Below are 19,414 nucleotides of genomic sequence, written 5' to 3'. Positions count from 1 at the left end.
GTGATGTTGAGTTATGAGCCGCTGGTGCTACCGCCAGCCAATTTGTCACACAATCCTTTAGGAACGACAACAAAAGCATCTTTTTGGTTGTCTTCTTTAGAGGTGCCCGCGCAAGAGCTGTTTTTCGTTGCGCAGTCATTTTTACCGGCTTTCGCCACGCCATAACACTTTTCTTTTTCTGCTGCGACAGCAGGGGATGCAGTGAGCATGGTGCCACCAAGAGCAAGAAGGCCAGTAACAGCAGCAGTAACAGCAAGATTCGATTTTTTCATCATAATTTCCTCTGAGTGATTTCCTTTTACTTTCATTCGGCAAGTCGATTCGCCGTTTGGCGTACAACCTTTATCCACTTGCTTAAATTAAAAGATAGAGATGAGGCAGAAAAACTTTCATAAAAATAACTCTCGCGAATGGTTTTGGAGTGATTACCTTCGTTAACTCTTTGAATGAAAGATTAAAAAAACAGCGAATTTTTTATCAAGTTTTGTCTAAACAGCACCCAGCTGTTTAGGTTATAATCGGTTTTTATGTATAAATAACCAGTAGCTCATCATGATGGATCCATCTCTATTACTCGACGGTCTAAACGATAAACAGCGTGAAGCCGTTGCAGCTCCTCTAGAAAACTTACTTGTCCTTGCTGGTGCAGGGAGTGGTAAGACTCGCGTTCTTGTTCACCGTATCGCTTGGCTTATGTCAGTCGAGCAAGCTTCTCCTTTCTCGATCATGTCGGTCACCTTCACCAATAAAGCGGCAGCAGAAATGCGTGGTCGTATTGAAGAGTTGATGATGGGCAGTGCATCTGGCATGTGGAATGGGACTTTCCACGGTATTTGTCACCGCATTTTGCGTGCACACTATCTTGATGCCAAGCTACCGGAAGATTTCCAAATCATAGACAGCGATGATCAGCAGCGCTTGTTAAAGCGTTTGATCAAAGCGCAAAACTTGGATGAAAAGCAGTGGCCTGCACGCCAAGTTTCATGGTGGATTAATGGTAAGAAGGACGAAGGATTACGCCCATCGCATATCGACGCTTATCACGATCCAGTGACCAAAACTTATTTGCAGCTGTATACCGCTTACCAAGAAGCGTGTGATCGTGCTGGCTTAGTGGACTTTGCGGAAATTTTGCTGCGCGCGCATGAGCTACTGCGTGACAACAAGTTTGTGCGTGAACACTACCAAGCACGCTTTAAGCATATCTTGGTTGACGAATTCCAAGACACCAACAACATTCAATACGCTTGGCTACGCATGATGGCTGGCCCAGATTGTCACGTGATGATTGTTGGTGACGACGACCAGTCAATTTATGGTTGGCGCGGTGCAAAAGTCGAGAACATTGAGAAGTTCACGCTGGAGTTTCCGAGCGTGAACACCATTCGTCTCGAACAAAACTATCGTTCGACCAAGACGATTCTTGAAGCGTCCAATACCTTGATTGCGAACAACACTGAACGCATGGGTAAAGAGCTGTGGACGGATGGCAATGTGGGAGAGCCGATCTCGGTTTACAGCGCTTATAACGAGCTTGACGAAGCGCGCTTTGCGGTCAATAAAATCAAAGAGTGGCAAGAGAATGGCGGCGCATTGAATGATGCTGCGATGCTGTATCGTAACAACGCGCAATCTCGTGTTTTGGAAGAAGCATTAATTCAGGCAGGCTTACCGTACCGTATTTACGGAGGCATGCGATTCTTCGAGCGTCAAGAAATCAGAGATGCGTTGAGCTACTTGCGTTTGATGGCGAATCGCAACGATGATGCCGCGTTTGAACGTGTCGTGAATACCCCAACACGTGGTCTGGGCGATAAGACGCTAGAGACTATCCGTCGTGCAGCTCGTGATAGAGGGTGCACTATGTGGGAAGCCAGTCTGGCAATGCTCGATGAGCAAGTATTAACGGGTCGAGCAGCTGGTGCGTTAAGTCGTTTTGTCGAATTAATCACCGCGTTGGAAGACGATACACTAGAAATGCCATTGCATGAGCAAACGGACCACGTGATCAAGTACTCGGGTTTGTTTGCGATGTATGAGCAAGAGAAGGGCGAAAAGTCTAAAGCTCGCATAGAAAACTTGGAGGAGCTGGTTACCGCCACTCGCCAATTCGAAAAACCAGAAGAAGCGGAAGAAATGTCTCTGCTGACGGCATTTTTAACGCATGCGGCTCTGGAAGCGGGCGAAGGTCAGGCGGACGAATTTGAAGATGCAGTCCAACTGATGACGCTGCATAGTGCGAAAGGTTTGGAATTCCCATTGGTATTCATGGTCGGTGTGGAAGAAGGTATGTTCCCAAGCCAGATGTCCGCTGAAGAGGCAGGGCGTTTGGAAGAAGAGCGCCGTCTGTGTTATGTGGGCATGACGCGCGCGATGCAAAAGCTCTACATTACTTACGCGGAAATGCGTCGCCTATATGGCCAGGACAAATACCACAAACCATCGCGCTTTATTCGTGAATTACCAGAAACGTGTTTGGATGAAGTGCGCATGAAGGCGCAAGTGAGTCGCCCTTCAAGTAGTGGACGTTTTAGCCAAACCGCAGTAAAAGAAAACTTCAATGAGACTGGTTTTTCACTAGGTTCTCGTGTGATGCATCCGAAATTTGGTGAAGGAACGATCATCAACTTTGAGGGCAGTGGCCCACAAAGCCGAGTGCAGATTGCTTTCAACGGTGAAGGCATTAAATGGTTAGTCACCGCTTACGCGAGACTGGAGAAGCTGTAGGGCTTTGTGAAAAAATGAACATAAGAGCTGCTTCGGTGGCTCTTTCTGTTTTGGCTGTTTGGAATCAACAAAATGCTGAAAGATAGGGAGCTAAATGACGCTATTCGAAAAGGCTCTTGGTCTAAATCGCTTATCTTTAGACAAAGAAAAACCCCGAGGGCTTACGCCCGTCGGGGTTATAGTCTTACTCGCAGCAATCCAGCTACTAAAAGTGCTCCATGCATCAAATCCTTGATAGCGTGCTGCATTCCTTCAGCTTAATCCTTTCGTCGCCTTCCTAGCGGTGTCCTTGACCTTATCCTGGTCTGCTAACCATCCTCGTTAGCTCTCATCACTTGTTCCCTGAGCGGTGTCCATGACATCATCCTGATGTTCAGTCCTTTCCTCGTCCAGAGGTGTCCATTTCCCGTCCTTAGTAGCAACCGTCCTAGTTGCTATTGATTCCGTTCAATGTCCAGTTTTGCAATCCATGCCCGACTATTCATCCTGAATACCCGTTTCTTCTTCCTGAAGTTCACCAAATCCGTGGTGTTTCCTGTTCCGTGTCAGCATCCTTCCGACAAGATTCATATTACGCTCTTCACGATTCTCAACAATGGTCGAAGCCCACATTTTTCTCAATCAAAAGCGTTTGAAAAATAAACATATTTATATTATTCAATAGTTTACGTTTGTTTGTGGGCTGTTTTACCATTAAAAAAGAGAGGTTTGCTCCACTCCTTGTGAGAGATCTCGCACAAGGAGTCGAGCAAAACAGGCCTATTTGCCGATTGCTGCTCCTTCTCGACGAGGATCTGCGGCACCTTCTAGTCCATCTTTTGTGATGCGTATCGCATGCAGTCCAGAATTCAAATCACGAACATTGGTTTTAAAGCCCATCTTCTCCAGCTCTGGCTGTAAGCCTTCTGCAGTGGTACCTTGCTCAATATCTAAGGTGCCAAAACGGTCGAGTAATCGTGGTTGATTGATTGCTTGTTGGATATCCATATCCCATTGCGTGTGGGCAATGATGGTTTGCGCCACGTAACCGATGATTCGACTGCCACCCGGAGAGCCTATTGCCATGTAAGGTTTGTTATCTTTCATCATAATGGTCGGGGCCATTGAAGATCGTGGACGCTTGCCTGGTTCTATGCGGTTGGCGATTGGGATTCCGTCGTTATGAGTACGGAAAGAAAAATCGGTCAGTTCATTATTGAGCAAGAAGCCACGCACCATTAAGCGCGAGCCAAACGCATTCTCAATGGTGGTCGTCATGGAAACCACATTGCCTTGCTTATCGACGATATTGAAATGGCTGGTGGAAGGGAGTTCAATGGACTCGTCCATGCTTAAGTTCATTGCGTGCGACCACGGAGGATTGCCCGCTTCAACTTTGCTTAGTGCTTTGCCGACTTGGATCAGCTCTGCTCGCTGCTGGAGGTAGCTTTTATCAAGCAAGCCTTGAGTTGGCATCGGCACGTAATCTTGGTCTGCCATGTATTTACCACGGTCAGCAAACGCTAGACGCGATGCATCGGCGAGTACTTGCCAAGATTTAATGCTGTTAGCCCCCCAGCCTTTGAGATCGTACTGTTCAGTGATCGCCAAAATCTGACCAATGGTGAGCGCGCCAGAGCTTGGTGGTCCCATGCCGCAAATGTCATAGCTTTGGTATGCTGCACAAACCGGCTCACGTTGTCTGATTTGGTAGGTATCAAAGTCGGGTTGGGCTAATACACCGGGGTTACCCGGCGCGTTTTGTACCGTCTCGATAATGTCTCTGGCGATATCCCCATGGTAGAAGGCTTGGGCGCCTTGCTTAGCAATAGCACTCAGCGTTTGTGCGTATTCAGGGTTTTTTAATAGCGTACCTTCGGTTTTTGGCGAGCCATCCGAGTTAAAGAAATAGGCTTTTGTGACTGGAAAGCGTGATAAACGCTCGGCGTCTTTTTCTATCAAGCTTGCTAGGCGAGGACTGACTTTGAATCCTTGCTCCGCAAGCGAGATAACAGGCTGAATGATCTTTTTCCATTCCAGCTTGCCGTATTTCTGGTGAGTATCCCACAATAGTTTCACGGTGCCTGGTGTTGCGACAGAGCGTCCACCAACCACGGCATCGTAGAATTGCAATGGCTGACCGTTCTCATCTAAAAATAGCTTTGGCGTTACGGCGAGGGGGGCGGTTTCACGCCCGTCGTAAGTGGTCAGTTTTTGCTTTTCGGTATCCCAATACACTAAGAACGCACCGCCACCAATACCTGATGACTGGGGTTCAACTAAGCCAAGCATCAATTGCACCGCGACCATGGCATCTATCGCATTCCCGCCTTGCTCAAGTACGTCTGCACCCGCTTGGGTCGCCAGTGGGTTAGCAGCGGTAACCATATAATCTTTAGCTTTGACCAGCTGCTTTTGCTCAATGCCAGTGCTGTGCTCTGGTGCGACCGAATCTGCAGCTTGGTTAGCGAAGGCTTGTCCAGTGAAGGTGAAAGGGGAAGTAAGAAAAAGACCCGAGAGTACGAGTCGGTTAAATGTCCATTGCATGATGACTCTCCATGTTGCCAACTAAGGTTATTCAGCTTGGCAGCCACGGAGATAGTCGTCGAGTTTCCTATTAAAGAAATGTCGAGTGTGCGACGCTTTTAAATCAGAGAGTTATCGAGAAAGGAGCGGAAGGTTTGCACTAAAATACTGCTGCCAACTAGGGTAAATACCACACCACATAAACCATCTATATAAATGCCGGCTTGCTGCAATCTTGTTTGCAAGCGCTGCGTTGACAGCATCCATGCAAGGCTAGAAAACCAGAGTAGCGACAAACCAAACAAAATCACCAGAGCAATTCCTTTTCCTGTCACCGACATGCCCACTGGGACAAGGCTCGACATTAAACTCACAAAAAATACTAAGGCTTTGGGGTTGAGAATATTGGTTGCGAACCCCTTGGTAAACGCCTGACGTTTATTACCGATCACAAGGTTACTGTTTTTGCTTGGCTGATCAGAAAGTGGGTTTTTGATCGTCGCGATCACGCCGCGCAGTGCACCGATACCCAAATACAACAGATAGCTGCCCCCAAGCAATTGTAAGACGGAGTAGAGCAGAGGATGCTGGTGAACTAAATAGCTCACCCCCGTTAGGCTGAATAAAGAATGCAGCAAAATACCGACTGATAAGCCAAGCGCAATGTATAAGCCGGTTTGACGGCCATGACGGGTGGCATTTTGTACCACAAGCGCAAAATCCGGACCTGGGCTCATTAAGGCAATGAAGTGGATACTGGCAAGCGTTAAAAGGATAGTCGATTCATTCATAACACATCTCAAAACATAGTGGATATGAGCTATTGTCGTGATTCTTATTCGGTAGTGCTTGTAAAAAACTAGCAGTACTGAATACCACAGCGTATGAGGTATTAGCGTGCCACTTGTGAAGGCGAGACGCCATAGGTTTGTTTAAACGCTTTACTAAAGTGGGCCTGATCATAAAAGCCCACTTGATAGGCGACGTCCGTACCACACCATCCTGCTTGGAGTAGTTTCATTCCTTGCTCTAATCGCAAGCGAGCAAACCAAGCGTAGGGAGTCATCCCCGTTTGCGCTTTGAAATGGCGTTGAAACTGCGTGGGGCTCAGTTGGCAGAGCTCTGATAGTGCATCTAAACGAACTGTTTGGTCGAGATTCGCCATTAAGTAATCTTTTAAGGTATGCAAAGACTGTTTTCCAAGCGGAACCACTTTTTGCCTCGCGAGTGATCCGTAGCGATCAAAAAGTTGATTAAATCCTTCAAAAGGAAGGCAATCTTTGGTGAGTTGGCTGAGGTTCTCGCGGCGAAGAAGAGCATGCAAGTTACTAAGTTGTGAAAATATCTGTGGATCGGAGATGATCAATTCATTAAAGCGGATTATTTGACCATTTTGACTAAGATCGGCAAGATCGCTGAGTAGGTGCGGCTCGATCGCAAATACATTCACTTCATAGCCACTTTCGAGCTTAGAGTGCCCGTCGTGCAGTTCATCTGGCGGCATAATTACGATTTGCCCATGACCCACTTGATGGCTACAGCCTTGATATTGGAACTTTTGCGTGCCATGCGTGATCAGACCGAGGTGAAAGTCCAGATGATAGTGCCTTTGGAAGGCAAACTTCTGGTATTTCGCCTCGATCAGGCTCAGCTGATCATGGTCGGTTGCGTAGTATTGAATCTGTTCCATTACATACAAAAAAGCTTGGTCACATTATGACCAAGCTTATCTGGCAATTTCTAACTTGTCTTGTAAAAAACGATCACTGTGGCTGAACGATTCGGCGTGAGCGACGGTTGTTGCGCAGTCCATCAAAGCTAAATACGACTAGCGCTCCCCAAATAAAGGCAAAGGTAATCGCTTTATCCATGGTAAAGGGTTCGCCATACATCAGTACTGCCAGTAAGAACATCAAGCTTGGGCCGATGTACTGGAAAAAGCCTAACGTTGATAATTTGAGTCTTGTTGCCGCACCCGTAAAACAAAGCAGGGGCAGTGTGGTAATCACACCTGCTGCAATCAACAAGCTATTTAATGCTAACGGGTTAGTGAGCATATTCGACGTTGGGGTTTCCGCAATAAACAGCAGATACACGGCGGCGACAGGCAGAAGGAGTAATGTTTCGATAAACAATCCTGTTTTTGCATCGACACTGACTTTCTTCCTTAAGAGGCCATAGAAGCCGAAACTCATTGCTAACGCCATCGCAACAACGGGCACGGAGCCGAATACAATCAATTGGACCAGTACACCACAGCCCGCTAATACGACAGCAAACCATTGCAACTTACGAAGTCGCTCTCCCAAAAAGACCATGCCGAGCAAGACATTGATTAATGGGTTAATGTAATAGCCTAAGCTCGCGTCAAGCATATGATTGGAATTGACCGCCCAGATGAAAATCAGCCAGTTTCCGCCAATTAATACAGAACTTGCGATCAGGTAAGCGATCTTCGTTTTGTCTTTCGCGATGTAGTAAACCGAGCGCCAGTGACGGCCAAAGTGAAGGAGTGCGGCAAGCAAAAAGAAAGACCAAATCACCCGGTGGCTCAGAATCTCCAAAGGGGATACTTGTGCGATGGATTTAAAATACATCGGCGCAATGCCCCACATGGTATAGGCACCAATCGCCAGCAAGATACCTTGCCGAGCGCGTTGTTGTTCGTCTTCTGGTGTCATGAGGTGTCACCTAATTGTGTGTTTATAGAGCAGAAAATCAGTATACGAGTCGTGATGCGAAACACCTAGCAATTTGCGGTTTTATTCACCACGAAACCCCATTACAATGTGCCCTCACTTTGTGTGCCTGGGCATGCAAAAGCATTTCTACGATCACTCAATCTGAGATTATTCATGACCTCAACCTTGCTAGCCGAACAATCAGATACGCCTGTAACGCCTCAACGTGTGTTGGAGGAAGTCTTCGGTTACCAGACGTTTCGTGATGGTCAGCAAGAAGTTATTGAAGCCGCTATCGAAGGCAAAGACAGCTTGGTCATCATGCCGACTGGTGGCGGTAAATCTCTCTGTTACCAAATTCCGGCGTTAGTGCGCTCAGGGATTACCTTGGTGATTTCACCGCTGATTTCATTGATGAAAGACCAAGTTGATCAACTGAAAGCCAATGGTGTAGCAGCGGAGTGTGTGAACTCGACCATGAATCGAGAAGAGCTACTGAGTGTGTATAATCGCATGCACTCTGGTCAGCTTAAGCTAGTGTATGTTTCGCCAGAGCGCGTGTTAATGCGTGACTTTATTGAGCGTTTAGAAAACTTACCCTTATCTATGATCGCCGTGGATGAAGCACATTGTATCTCTCAGTGGGGACATGATTTTCGCCCAGAATACGCGGCTTTAGGTCAGTTAAAGCAACACTTTTCACATGTACCTTTTATGGCACTCACTGCCACCGCCGATGATGCGACGCGTCGTGATATTCTAGAACGCTTACGCTTATATGAGCCTCAGGTGTATCTAGGAAGCTTTGATCGTCCCAACATTCGTTACACCTTGGTGGAAAAGCACAAACCGGTTTCTCAAATCATTCGCTATCTTGCCACCCAGAAGGGAAGCTGCGGCATTATTTATTGTGGCAGTCGTAAGAAAGTTGAAATGGTGACCGAGAAGCTATGCAACAACCATATCCGCGCTGCTGGTTATCATGCAGGGATGGATACGGAAGAGCGAGCTTACGTTCAGGAAGCTTTTCAACGTGATGACATTCAAATCGTCGTTGCGACGGTTGCATTCGGCATGGGTATCAATAAGCCAAACGTGCGCTTTGTTGTGCATTTTGATATTCCACGTAACATCGAGTCCTATTATCAGGAAACTGGTCGAGCAGGGCGAGATGGCCTGCCTGCCGAGGCGATGATGTTGTATGACCCAGCCGACATCAGTTGGTTGCGTCGTATGTTGGATGAAAAAGATGATGGACCGCAGAAGCAGGTAGAAAGCCACAAACTCAATGCGATGAGTGCTTTTGCGGAAGCGCAAACCTGTCGTCGTCAGGTACTGCTCAACTATTTTGGAGAGTATCGCGAAAAGCCGTGTGGTAACTGCGATATCTGCCTGGACCCACCAAAACACTTTGATGCGACCGAAGAAGCGCGCAAAGCGTTGTCGTGTGTTTACCGCGTTAACCAAAGTTTTGGTATGACGTATGTGGTTGAGGTGCTGCGTGGGATGCAAAACATTCGTGTGCGCGAACATGGCCACGATAAAATTTCGACTTACGGCATTGGTCGTGATCACAGCCATGATTACTGGGTGAGTATCTTCCGCCAGTTAATTCATAAAGGGCTGCTATTTCAAAACATCACTCGTAACTCGACGTTGCAATTAACCGAAGAAGCACGTCCATTACTACGTGGTGATGTGTCTTTAGAACTTGCAGTTCCACGTTTAGATACCGCTGCACGTGCCGCGAAGTCGGATAAACTGACCAGCAAAAACTACGATAAGAAGTTGTTTGCCAAACTACGTAAGCTACGTAAGTCGATCGCCGATGAAGACGGTTTGCCACCATACGTGGTATTCAGTGATGCGACCTTGATTGATATGGCAGAAATGCTGCCAACGTCATACGGCGAAATGTTAGCGGTTAGTGGCGTTGGTCAACGTAAACTAGAAAAATACGCCGATCCATTCTTGGATCTGATCCAAGAACACATTACTCACCACGGATAAGGAATCCATATGCACAAGGAATTTGGTCTCGCTGATTACATTGTTGAAGAAGGGCGTCTTATTATTATCGCTCCAAGCTTCGACCTCGATACTTTTCCGGCACTGGGTGAGCGTTTGGTGGGATTATTATCTGCGTCTGTGGTAGAAAAACAGTGGGATGCGGATATTCACTCTTGGTTGATCGATTTTGAAGGCTGCCGCTTATTTATGAAAGCGGAGCACTACAGCGAAGCGATTTGGTTTGAAGCGCTAACAATAGAAGAGAGTAGGGAAGAGCTCGACTATTTAGCCGGATTGTTCCAACGCGGCTTCTAAATTCAAGTTATCTATTCTTTAAAGGGTGTTTCACATGAAACACCCTTTCTTATTTTTGCATCAAAGCCCTTGGTTTTGACGTGATGTTCGCGATGAAACGTTTGCGTATAAAACACCGCTTGTGAGTAAAATTGGTTAATGTATAATCGCCCACCGCTTTACTCTGAATGAGTTAAGTTAGTTTAATCGTCATTTTTTACATTGTTGGTAAGAGTGCTTTTCTCTGTAGAAAACGCTCGATTTGGGTTCCCTCGCCCCCAAACCAAACTAAAAAGGTATCGCATGAGTAACTTTACCCCTGCGCAGCAGCGCAACGCCCTTATCTATCTGGTTTTATTCCACCTAGTCATTATTGCATCCAGCAATTACCTAGTTCAGCTACCGTTTACTATCTTTGGCTTACATACCACCTGGGGTGCATTCACCTTCCCATTTATTTTCCTTGCGACGGATTTAACCGTACGTATTTTCGGTGCTCAGTTGGCGCGTAAGATCATTTTCTTAGTAATGTTGCCTGCTTTGGCTGTCTCTTACTTCTTATCGGTGGTGTTCTTCGAGGGGCAGTTCCAAGGTTTTGGTCACTTAGGGGAATTTAACTTATTCGTTGCTCGTATCGCGATTGCTAGCTTCATGGCGTATCTACTTGGTCAGATTATGGATGTGCACGTGTTCAACCGCCTACGCCAAATGAAACAGTGGTGGGTGGCCCCAACGTGTTCAACGCTTTTTGGTAATGCACTGGATACCATCGCCTTCTTCGCGATTGCGTTCTACCAAAGTCCAGATCCATTTATGGCGGAGCATTGGACGGAAATCGCGCTGGTGGACTACGGCTTTAAGTTAGTGATTAGTCTTGGCCTGTTTGTGCCTATGTACGGCGTACTACTGAATTACTTAATTAAGAAGCTAACGGCAGTGAACCCTAACTTTAAAGTTACGACGACGGCATAGTTTTCATCAGTTAATAGCAACAAAGCCGCTTTTGATAGCGGCTTTGTTGTTTCTAAAGCAAATGTACAGCGAAATGAGTATTTAGATCATCGGTGTCTCAAAACTCTATGAGTTGTACATAGGATAATAACGGGTATTAAAAAGGCTCCAGAAGGAGCCTTTGTCATGGGATAACAACCATTAATCAGAGGTAATCGTTAATGGCCAACCGATATCAGTTTGACGGTTGGATTCGATTTCTAGCTCAGCGGCGGTCAACGGGTTGGCCGCTAGCCACTGTGCATCAATGTTTAATGTTAGGTTGTCACCTTCAGCCGTTAATACGACGTTTGGCTCTAAGTTTTGGTTGCGACGGTGAGTCAACAACACCGCTAAGCGCAACAACCGCAGTACGCGCTTGGCACTTGAGCCTGATAACGCATGTTGCTCAGGCAGTGAGGTGAGTTGTTCTCGATAACGACGGGCAATCTCACCAAGAAAGAACTTCTGCGCGCGAGTGTAGCCAGGTAAATCCAGATTCTGGAGTAAGTAAGCACTGTGCTCACCGCCTTTTTTGAAATCGATCGTTAAGCCGATTTCATGCAGCTTTGCGGCGGTTTCAAGCAATATCTTGCCTTGAGGTTCCGTAATCCACTCATCGCCGCCGGCTTGCTCCAACAGTTTGCTTGCCAGTGTCGCAACTTGTTCACCGTATTGGTGATCGAGCTGATAACGATTTTGTACGCTGGCAATTGTGCGAGCACGGATGTCTTCTTGACGTAGCTCTTCAACCATCTCGTAGACTAAGCCTTCACGTAGTGCGCCGCCAGCGAGTGTCATCGCGTCGATTTCCAGTAATTCAAAAACGGCAATCAAAATAGATAGGCCGCTAGGGAACACTAACGCACGTTCAAGCGTTAAGCCTTCAATGTCGAGCTCTTCTAAATGATCGGCTAACATGGCTTGCTTCTGCAGGCGTTTCAATTTGGAGTGAGTGATTACTTCGTCCATACCTTGCGCTAGCATTATCTCTTGCAATGCCTGAACGGTGCCTGATGCGCCAACGCACACATCCCAACCGATTTCTGTATAGCGCTCTAGAATTGGCTGGATTGTCTGCTTCGCGCCTTCAATTGCTGCGTCAAAGTTACGCGCATTCAACTGGCGATCTTTAAAGAAGTTTTCCAGCCAAGTCACACAACCCATTTTTAAACTAGTCAGTGCTTTGGCTTCGAAACCTTCACCGATGATGAGTTCTGTACTTGCGCCACCGATATCGACAACAAGGCGGCGACCGCTGCCTCCAGAAGTGTGTGCGACACCTTTATAGATAGTGGCCGCTTCTTCTTCACCGGAGATAACGTCGATTGGTTGACCAAGAATCTGGTTCGCTTTCTCCAGAAACACATCTACATTCGTGGCGGTACGTAAAGTGGCTGTGCCTACAATACGAATGTTTTGTTTAGGAATGTCCTGCAAGCGTTCCGCAAATAGACTTAAGCAGTCCCATCCTCGCTGCATAGCTTCCATACTAAGAGAATTATGTTCATCTAGGCCCGCGGCTAGACGAACCTTGCGCTTAATTTTAGCCATTGTTTGAACGCTGCCATCGATATGACGCACAACGAGCATGTGAAAACTGTTCGACCCGAGGTCGATGGCGGCGTATAGCGGCGATGATCCTGCTTGACTCATAAACGAACTCAGTTTCCTTTTACGATTGTTTTGGTGCCGACTGACGTGGTTGGCGTGGACGACGTCCTTGCGGCTTGCGGTTACCTGAACCTGAACGAGTTCCGCCAGTATTCGTACGACGCTGTTGGTTGCGTGGCGCACGCATACGAATTGGCGCTGGCAGATCTTGGATCAGCGCTGACGAATCGTATTCTGAAACTGGGATAGTGTGCTCAATGTATTCTTCGATTGCAGGCAGGTTAATTGCGTACTCTTCACAAGCAAAACTGATCGAGTGGCCGCTTGCACCAGCACGACCGGTACGGCCAATACGGTGAACGTAATCTTCACAGTCGTCAGGAAGGTCGTAGTTGAAAACGTGCGTCACTTGAGGAATATGCAGACCACGGGCAGCAACGTCAGTTGCAACAAGAATGTCGACATCGCCTTTGGTGAATTGCTCAAGAATCTTTTCACGTTTCTTCTGCGGTACATCACCAGTAAGAAGACCGACACGGTGTCCATCGGCGGCCAAGTGACCCCAAACCGATTCACACTTGTGTTTCGTGTTCGCAAAAATGATGGCGCGATCTGGCCATTCTTCTTCAATCAAAGTTTGAAGGAGGGCCATTTTATCTTCGTTAGAAGGGTAGAAAAGTTCTTCCTGAATGCGGTGACCAGTTTTCTGTTCCGGCTCTACCACAACATGCTCAGGGGTGTTCATGTGCTCAAATGCCAGTTCTTGAACGCGGTAAGAAAGCGTCGCTGAGAACAGCATGTTCAAACGCTCTTTTGGCTCAGGCATACGACGGAACAAGAAGCGAATGTCTTTAATAAAGCCAAGATCGAACATGCGGTCGGCTTCATCCAGAACAACGGCTTGAATGTTGTTAAGGTTGAATACGCGCTGTTTGTAGAAATCGATGATACGACCTGTCGTACCAATCAGAATATCGACACCATCTTGCAGCTTATTCAATTGCTTATCGTAGCTTTCACCACCGTAAGCCAAAGCGGTTTTTAGACCAGTGCTCTCAGTTAATGCTTCTGCATCATTGTAAATCTGAATAGCAAGCTCACGTGTTGGCGCCATAATGATTGCGCGTGGCTGCGTAGGTTTACGACCTTCATGCTCTGGTGTCGTCAGAAGGTGGTTGAATGTAGCAGTAAGAAACGCGAGCGTTTTACCAGTACCCGTTTGGGCCTGGCCTGCGATGTCTTGGCCGGTGAGCAGGACCGGCAACGCCAAGGCTTGGATAGGGGTACAAAATTCGAACCCTTTTTTGTCCAATCCTTCAATAACTTGGGGCTTTAAGCCCAAATCGGCGAACTTTTGCTCTGTGATATGCGTCTTTTTCATGGCTATAGAATATCAGCTAAAGCTTGCAATACGAAAGTAAATACATTCCAATAGGGCATCTAATTACTGGTTATCATCCAACCAGTTTCGAAAAACACATTGGAGTGGAAGATGAGTGATAAGATTTTGCAGCTAACTGATGACGGTTTTGAAAACGATGTAATCAACGCTGCAGGCCCGGTTCTAGTGGATTTCTGGGCAGAATGGTGTGGTCCTTGTAAAATGATCGCTCCTATTCTGGACGAAATCGCAGACGAGTACGAAGGCAAACTCACTATCGGTAAACTAAACATCGACCATAACGCAGGTACACCACCTAAGTTTGGTATTCGCGGCATTCCAACGCTACTGCTATTCAAAGACGGCAACGTAGCGGCAACGAAAGTTGGTGCTCTGTCTAAAACTCAACTAAAAGAGTTTTTGGACGCAAACTTATAATCACCAAGTGATTACAGATAAAACCGTGCAAAGTAACAACGCACGGTTTTGTTTTTCTAACTCTGGACTAGAATACTAATTAGTGCTAACTTATCGCGCGTTAATTGAACAAATTTCTCTTCTTGGTCGATCCTGAGACCAAATCCATCTTAACTAGAAAACAGATCTTATTTTGACTAAACAAGAATCCACCACCATGAACCTTACCGAACTGAAGAACAGACCTGTGTCTGACCTTGTAAAACTGGGCGAAAGCTTAGGATTAGAGAACCTAGCTCGCTTAAGAAAACAAGACATCATCTTCGCGATTTTAAAAGCGCACGCTAAAGGCGGCGAAGACATCTTTGGCGATGGGGTTCTGGAAATTCTGCAAGACGGCTTTGGTTTCCTACGCAGTGCAGATAGTTCATACCTTGCGGGTCCGGACGATATCTACGTATCACCAAGTCAGATTCGTCGCTTTAACCTACGTACTGGTGACTCTATCGCTGGTAAAATTCGTCCACCAAAAGACGGTGAACGCTACTTTGCCCTTCTAAAAGTCAATACCGTTAACGACGACAAACCAGACAACGCTCGTAACAAGATCCTATTTGAAAACCTTACCCCTCTACATGCAAATGAACGCATGGTAATGGAGCGTGGTAACGGTTCTACAGAAGACATCACAGCACGTGTTTTAGATTTGGCATCGCCTATCGGTAAAGGTCAACGTGGTCTGATTGTTGCTCCGCCAAAAGCGGGTAAGACAATGCTTCTGCAAAATATTGCTCAAAGCATCGCATACAACCACCCAGAGTGTGAGTTGATGGTACTTCTTATCGACGAACGTCCAGAAGAAGTAACAGAGATGCAGCGTCTAGTTAAAGGTGAAGTAGTCGCGTCGACTTTCGATGAGCCAGCATCTCGTCACGTACAAGTAGCGGAAATGGTAATCGAGAAAGCGAAACGTCTTGTTGAACACAAGAAAGACGTGGTTATCCTGCTTGACTCTATCACTCGTCTCGCTCGTGCTTACAACACCGTAGTACCTTCATCAGGTAAAGTACTGACAGGTGGTGTGGATGCAAACGCACTACACCGTCCTAAGCGTTTCTTTGGTGCAGCACGTAATGTTGAAGAGGGCGGTAGCCTAACGATCATCGCAACGGCACTAGTAGATACTGGTTCTAAGATGGATGAAGTTATCTACGAAGAGTTCAAGGGTACAGGTAACATGGAACTGCACTTGAACCGTAAGATTGCTGAGAAGCGTGTATTCCCTGCGATTGACTTCAACCGTTCAGGTACACGTCGTGAAGAGCTACTGACGAAGACTGATGAACTACAGAAAATGTGGATTCTACGTAAGATCGTTCACCCAATGGGCGAAATCGACGCGATGGAATTCCTCATTGATAAGCTAGCGATGACGAAGACCAACGATGAGTTCTTCGATGCGATGCGTCGTCAGTAATAGCTGAGTCCTTATTCTAAAAAAGCCACCGTTAACGGTGGCTTTTTTGTTGCTTTCTCCCGATGGAAGCATCAGAATGAGGAGAAATGTTATCGGGAGGTTAACATGCAACAAGGAATGTTGTCGTCATTACTCCTGAGCTTGTCACTTATCACACTACCCGCGACGTTATCTGCCAAGGAAATGCAGGAGTCTGTAGTAGAACAGTGGCTTCAGGATACTCAAATACAGGCTAAAGTCTCTGAACTGCTTGATTACGTTGTCAGGGATGAGGTCGACTCGCTTAAATTTGCCCTTGATCGACTAGCTTTACCTCAACAAGAGGTCGTGCGTTTTCGGTTATTGGAAAAGCTTGAGAAGCAAGATGTGATTCTCACGCCTAGAATGGCTCTGTTTGTTGAGTCTCAGATCCGTATGACTCCTACTTATCAGGTTCTAGAGCGAGGGGACGGGTATGAGTTTAGTGTGCCTGCCTTTAACTTTCCTGCCATTGCGAGCCGCTTGATTAAGCGTTGGAAGCAAGACCAAAGTACCTTGGACTTTGTACTACAAGCTGAGCGGAAAGAGCTCGACTTAAAGCAATGGCTTACAGGGCAATCTCAACAAGCTCAAGCGCGTGAAGCACTTTTGATTCGAGAGTTGGACAGCTTATCACCGCATGCGCTTGCCGCATTAACCACTCAGTTAACCAAAGCGAATGTGACCAGTTGGCTACCATCGACAGCCGTGATCGTGAGATTAGCGCAAGTAAGTCAAGATGAGGAAGTGTACAACTTACTCTGGCGGATGAGAGCGGATTACAACAGCCAGTCCGAACTCGAGCGTTTAGCTACGGTTGGGGACGTTTTTTCAATTCAGCAATTGATGAACTCCACCGTCAATCCGTCACTCAAACCAGAAGCCATTAGTCTACTCACAAAATCCAACCCTTTATCTCCGCAAGTGAAACAGTTTCTAGTGAGCAAAATGGCACTATCGGAAGAAGCTACCATGGTCGCTCGAGAGCTGGCGCAGCAAGGGCATCAAACCTGGTTGGAAGAGTTAGTCTCTAACAACCATCAAGTGAAGACCCGGCAGATAGAGCAAGTATTAAAGTAATCTGGCTCACATACCCACACAAAATAGGAGGATCTTAGCGTCCTCCTATTTGTTATACTGCGGACAGTTTAATCAGCCAGTCATGAAGGCCTATGAGTTTTAAGGATTTACGCGAATTTATCGACCACCTAGAACAGAAAGGTCGACTTAAACGCATTGCTCACCCCGTCGACCCCGCTTACGAAATGACAGAAATCAGTGACCGCACCTTGCGTGCTGGTGGACCTGCGCTGTTGTTTGAGAACCCAATTGGCTACGACGTACCTGTTTTGACCAACCTATTTGGTACACCAGAGCGTGTCGCGATTGGTATGGGACGTGAAGATGTTAAAGAATTAAGAGAAGTCGGTAAGCTGCTGGCTTATTTGAAAGAACCTGAGCCACCAAAAGGCTTCAAAGACGCATTGGAAAAATTGCCAGTGTTCAAACAAGTATTGAACATGCCAGCCAAGCGCTTAAGAAAAGCATCGTGCCAAGAGATTGTGTGGCAAGGTGATGAAGTCGACTTGGACAAAATCCCGGTAATGAGTTGCTGGGCGGAAGACGTTGCACCACTGCTTACGTGGGGCTTAACCGTGACCAAAGGTCCAAACAAGAAACGTCAGAACCTAGGTATTTACCGCCAACAGAAAATCGCCAAGAACAAAATCATCATGCGTTGGTTAGCTCATCGTGGTGGTGCGCTTGACCTACGTGATTGGATGGAAACCAATCCAGGTAAACCTTTCCCAGTTTCGGTTGCGTTTGGTGCAGACCCCGCAACCATTCTTGGCGCAGTAACGCCAGTGCCAGATACGTTATCGGAATACGCATTTGCAGGTTTACTACGTGGCAGCAAAACTGAAGTCGTGAAGTCAGTTAGTAATGATTTGGAAGTGCCAGCGAGCGCTGAAATCGTGATGGAAGGCTATATCGACCCGAACGAGTTTGCTGATGAAGGTCCTTATGGCGATCACACTGGCTACTACAACGAAAAAGAAAAGCACCACGTGTTTACCATTACGCACATTACTATGCGTAAAGACCCTATTTATCACAGCACCTACACAGGCCGTCCGCCAGATGAACCAGCTGTATTGGGTGTGGCATTAAACGAAGTGTTTGTGCCGATTCTGCAGAAACAATTCCCAGAGATTGAAGACTTCTATCTACCGCCAGAAGGTTGTTCGTACCGAATGGCAGTCGTCACCATGAAGAAGCAGTACCCAGGACATGCCAAGCGCGTAATGATGGGCGTGTGGTCTTTCTTACGTCAATTCATGTACACCAAGTTTGTTATTGTGTGCGATGAATCGGTAAATGCACGAGATTGGAATGATGTCGTGAAAGCCATGTCAGAGCATATGGACCCAGTACGTGATACCTTGATGATAGATAACACGCCAATCGACTCGCTCGACTTTGCTTCACCTGTGGTCGGGCTTGGCTCCAAGATGGGTTTAGATGCGACCATTAAATGGGATGCTGAACTGGCGACACGCATCAAGGTCAACGAACGTGACAATAAAGCGATTCCCGAAGCGGATCTGGAGGCGTTAAAACAGCAACGTCCTGACATTGTCGATATCTATCTACCAGCGAAAGCAAACAACCAGTTTGCTGTCGTAACAATGAAGAAAGACCAAGCTGGTCAATCCCAAGAATTGATGGAATATCTATGGGGCTTCTTTGCTCAGTACACGGATAACAAATTCATCATTTTGTGCGACGATGACGTTAATGCACGAGATTGGAATGACATCATTTGGGCTGTGACAACTCGAATGGACCCAGATAGAGACACAACTCAAGTGCGTGGTAATACTGAGAGTTCATCCAAATTAGGATTGGATGCGACCAACAAGTTCGAATCTGAAGTCACGCGCGAGTGGGGTACGCCTATCAAAAAAGATCCTAAACTTGTGGCTAAAGTCGATGAGATTTGGGACCAGTTAGGTATTCTATGAGTCATCAAGTCCACCTTCTACCAATGGACGTTACGTTTCCAGTAAAAGAAGGGGAGACGGTGTTGGAAGCTGCGCTCAACAACAATATTCGCTTCCCACACCGTTGCCAAGTTGGCGCTTGCGCCATGTGCATGTGTAAAAAGCTAACGGGCGAGGTGAATTACCACCTCGAACCGATGCTAACCGAAAAAGAGCAACAGCAAGGTTGGATATTCCCTTGCCAAGCCTATACAGAAAGTAATTTAGTGCTTACTTTTGATGAGTAAGCGAGAGG

General features: G+C 46.8%; 16 protein-coding genes. 9 read left to right on the top strand and 7 right to left on the bottom strand.

The features are described from left to right. Positions 1-11: 11 nt before the first annotated feature. A complete protein-coding gene (locus tag J8Z23_RS15875; protein ID WP_104971071.1) occupies positions 12-272 on the bottom strand; it encodes a BufA1 family periplasmic bufferin-type metallophore in 261 nt (86 codons plus the stop codon). 280 nt (positions 273-552) lie between these two features. Between J8Z23_RS15875 and uvrD the strand changes: the two genes are divergently transcribed. Beyond that, a complete protein-coding gene (uvrD, locus tag J8Z23_RS15870) occupies positions 553-2,727 on the top strand; it encodes a DNA helicase II (protein WP_005397027.1) in 2,175 nt (724 codons plus the stop codon). Between the two features lie 759 nt (positions 2,728-3,486). On the opposite strand, the gene ggt is transcribed toward uvrD, so the two are convergent. The 4 genes from ggt to rarD all read right to left on the bottom strand — a co-directional run bounded on the left by ggt (position 3,487) and on the right by rarD (position 7,913). Then, positions 3,487-5,253, bottom strand: a complete 1,767-nt coding sequence (gene ggt, locus J8Z23_RS15865; protein WP_301660073.1) for a gamma-glutamyltransferase — start codon at positions 5,251-5,253, stop codon at positions 3,487-3,489. Between the two features lie 98 nt (positions 5,254-5,351). After that, positions 5,352-6,023, bottom strand: a complete 672-nt coding sequence (locus J8Z23_RS15860; protein WP_046874563.1) for a LysE family translocator — start codon at positions 6,021-6,023, stop codon at positions 5,352-5,354. Positions 6,024-6,124: 101 nt separating this feature from the next. Then, complete coding sequence (locus J8Z23_RS15855) at positions 6,125-6,922, bottom strand: AraC family transcriptional regulator (protein ID WP_006743074.1); 798 nt, start codon at positions 6,920-6,922, stop codon at positions 6,125-6,127. 73 nt (positions 6,923-6,995) lie between these two features. After that, positions 6,996-7,913 (bottom strand): EamA family transporter RarD, encoded by a 918-nt coding sequence (gene rarD / locus J8Z23_RS15850; RefSeq protein WP_006743075.1) that lies wholly within the window; start codon positions 7,911-7,913, stop codon positions 6,996-6,998. Positions 7,914-8,087: 174 nt separating this feature from the next. Here rarD and recQ point away from each other — a divergent pair, with 174 nt between their 5' ends. The 3 genes from recQ (at position 8,088) to J8Z23_RS15835 (ending at position 11,189) form a co-directional block, all read left to right on the top strand. After that, positions 8,088-9,923 carry an ATP-dependent DNA helicase RecQ gene (recQ, locus tag J8Z23_RS15845; RefSeq protein ID WP_434634252.1) on the top strand — a complete coding sequence of 612 codons (1,836 nt, stop codon included), beginning with the start codon at positions 8,088-8,090 and terminating at the stop codon, positions 9,921-9,923. A 9-nt stretch (positions 9,924-9,932) separates the two neighbouring features. Then, positions 9,933-10,238, top strand: coding sequence for a DUF3630 family protein (locus tag J8Z23_RS15840; protein WP_104974685.1), 306 nt, complete (start codon positions 9,933-9,935; stop codon positions 10,236-10,238). 282 nt (positions 10,239-10,520) lie between these two features. Then, positions 10,521-11,189 (top strand): 7-cyano-7-deazaguanine/7-aminomethyl-7-deazaguanine transporter, encoded by a 669-nt coding sequence (locus tag J8Z23_RS15835; protein WP_005397008.1) that lies wholly within the window; start codon positions 10,521-10,523, stop codon positions 11,187-11,189. A gap of 180 nt (positions 11,190-11,369) precedes the next feature. On the opposite strand, the gene gppA is transcribed toward J8Z23_RS15835, so the two are convergent. Both gppA and rhlB read right to left on the bottom strand, forming a co-directional pair. Then, positions 11,370-12,863 (bottom strand): guanosine-5'-triphosphate,3'-diphosphate diphosphatase, encoded by a 1,494-nt coding sequence (gene gppA / locus J8Z23_RS15830; protein WP_167426131.1) that lies wholly within the window; start codon positions 12,861-12,863, stop codon positions 11,370-11,372. Between the two features lie 19 nt (positions 12,864-12,882). After that, a complete protein-coding gene (gene rhlB, locus J8Z23_RS15825) occupies positions 12,883-14,202 on the bottom strand; it encodes an ATP-dependent RNA helicase RhlB (protein ID WP_005397003.1) in 1,320 nt (439 codons plus the stop codon). Positions 14,203-14,313: 111 nt separating this feature from the next. On the opposite strand from rhlB, the gene trxA reads away from it, so the two are divergent. The 5 genes from trxA (at position 14,314) to J8Z23_RS15800 (ending at position 19,406) form a co-directional block, all read left to right on the top strand. Continuing rightward, complete coding sequence (trxA, locus tag J8Z23_RS15820) at positions 14,314-14,640, top strand: thioredoxin TrxA (protein WP_004745500.1); 327 nt, start codon at positions 14,314-14,316, stop codon at positions 14,638-14,640. A gap of 196 nt (positions 14,641-14,836) precedes the next feature. Continuing rightward, a complete protein-coding gene (gene rho, locus J8Z23_RS15815) occupies positions 14,837-16,096 on the top strand; it encodes a transcription termination factor Rho (protein WP_005378757.1) in 1,260 nt (419 codons plus the stop codon). Positions 16,097-16,201: 105 nt separating this feature from the next. Then, positions 16,202-17,194, top strand: coding sequence for a hypothetical protein (locus J8Z23_RS15810; RefSeq protein ID WP_005398448.1), 993 nt, complete (start codon positions 16,202-16,204; stop codon positions 17,192-17,194). Positions 17,195-17,286: 92 nt separating this feature from the next. After that, positions 17,287-19,140 carry a 4-hydroxy-3-polyprenylbenzoate decarboxylase gene (ubiD, locus tag J8Z23_RS15805; RefSeq protein ID WP_434634237.1) on the top strand — a complete coding sequence of 618 codons (1,854 nt, stop codon included), beginning with the start codon at positions 17,287-17,289 and terminating at the stop codon, positions 19,138-19,140. After that, a complete protein-coding gene (locus J8Z23_RS15800) occupies positions 19,137-19,406 on the top strand; it encodes a 2Fe-2S iron-sulfur cluster-binding protein (RefSeq protein WP_012841284.1) in 270 nt (89 codons plus the stop codon). The genes ubiD and J8Z23_RS15800 overlap by 4 nt, the downstream gene beginning before the upstream one ends. The last annotated feature ends 8 nt before the right edge of the window (positions 19,407-19,414 follow it).

The organism is Vibrio sp. SCSIO 43086 (genome assembly GCF_051132235.1).
Classification (GTDB): Bacteria; Pseudomonadota; Gammaproteobacteria; order Enterobacterales; family Vibrionaceae; genus Vibrio; species Vibrio diabolicus.
Note: the sequence above shows the minus strand (reverse complement) of the source record. Positions and strands in the feature narration are given on the sequence as shown.

Excerpts from the sequence above, each read along its gene's own strand:
- J8Z23_RS15875 (WP_104971071.1), bottom strand. The coding sequence starts at position 272 with ATGAAAAAATCGAATCTTGCTGTTACTGCTGCTGTTACTGGCCTTCTT.
- uvrD (WP_005397027.1), top strand. The coding sequence starts at position 553 with ATGATGGATCCATCTCTATTACTCGACGGTCTAAACGATAAACAGCGT.
- ggt (WP_301660073.1), bottom strand. The coding sequence starts at position 5,253 with ATGCAATGGACATTTAACCGACTCGTACTCTCGGGTCTTTTTCTTACT.
- J8Z23_RS15860 (WP_046874563.1), bottom strand. The coding sequence starts at position 6,023 with ATGAATGAATCGACTATCCTTTTAACGCTTGCCAGTATCCACTTCATT.
- J8Z23_RS15855 (WP_006743074.1), bottom strand. The coding sequence starts at position 6,922 with ATGGAACAGATTCAATACTACGCAACCGACCATGATCAGCTGAGCCTG.
- rarD (WP_006743075.1), bottom strand. The coding sequence starts at position 7,913 with ATGACACCAGAAGACGAACAACAACGCGCTCGGCAAGGTATCTTGCTG.
- recQ (WP_434634252.1), top strand. The coding sequence starts at position 8,088 with ATGACCTCAACCTTGCTAGCCGAACAATCAGATACGCCTGTAACGCCT.
- J8Z23_RS15840 (WP_104974685.1), top strand. The coding sequence starts at position 9,933 with ATGCACAAGGAATTTGGTCTCGCTGATTACATTGTTGAAGAAGGGCGT.
- J8Z23_RS15835 (WP_005397008.1), top strand. The coding sequence starts at position 10,521 with ATGAGTAACTTTACCCCTGCGCAGCAGCGCAACGCCCTTATCTATCTG.
- gppA (WP_167426131.1), bottom strand. The coding sequence starts at position 12,863 with ATGAGTCAAGCAGGATCATCGCCGCTATACGCCGCCATCGACCTCGGG.
- rhlB (WP_005397003.1), bottom strand. The coding sequence starts at position 14,202 with ATGAAAAAGACGCATATCACAGAGCAAAAGTTCGCCGATTTGGGCTTA.
- trxA (WP_004745500.1), top strand. The coding sequence starts at position 14,314 with ATGAGTGATAAGATTTTGCAGCTAACTGATGACGGTTTTGAAAACGAT.
- rho (WP_005378757.1), top strand. The coding sequence starts at position 14,837 with ATGAACCTTACCGAACTGAAGAACAGACCTGTGTCTGACCTTGTAAAA.
- J8Z23_RS15810 (WP_005398448.1), top strand. The coding sequence starts at position 16,202 with ATGCAACAAGGAATGTTGTCGTCATTACTCCTGAGCTTGTCACTTATC.
- ubiD (WP_434634237.1), top strand. The coding sequence starts at position 17,287 with ATGAGTTTTAAGGATTTACGCGAATTTATCGACCACCTAGAACAGAAA.
- J8Z23_RS15800 (WP_012841284.1), top strand. The coding sequence starts at position 19,137 with ATGAGTCATCAAGTCCACCTTCTACCAATGGACGTTACGTTTCCAGTA.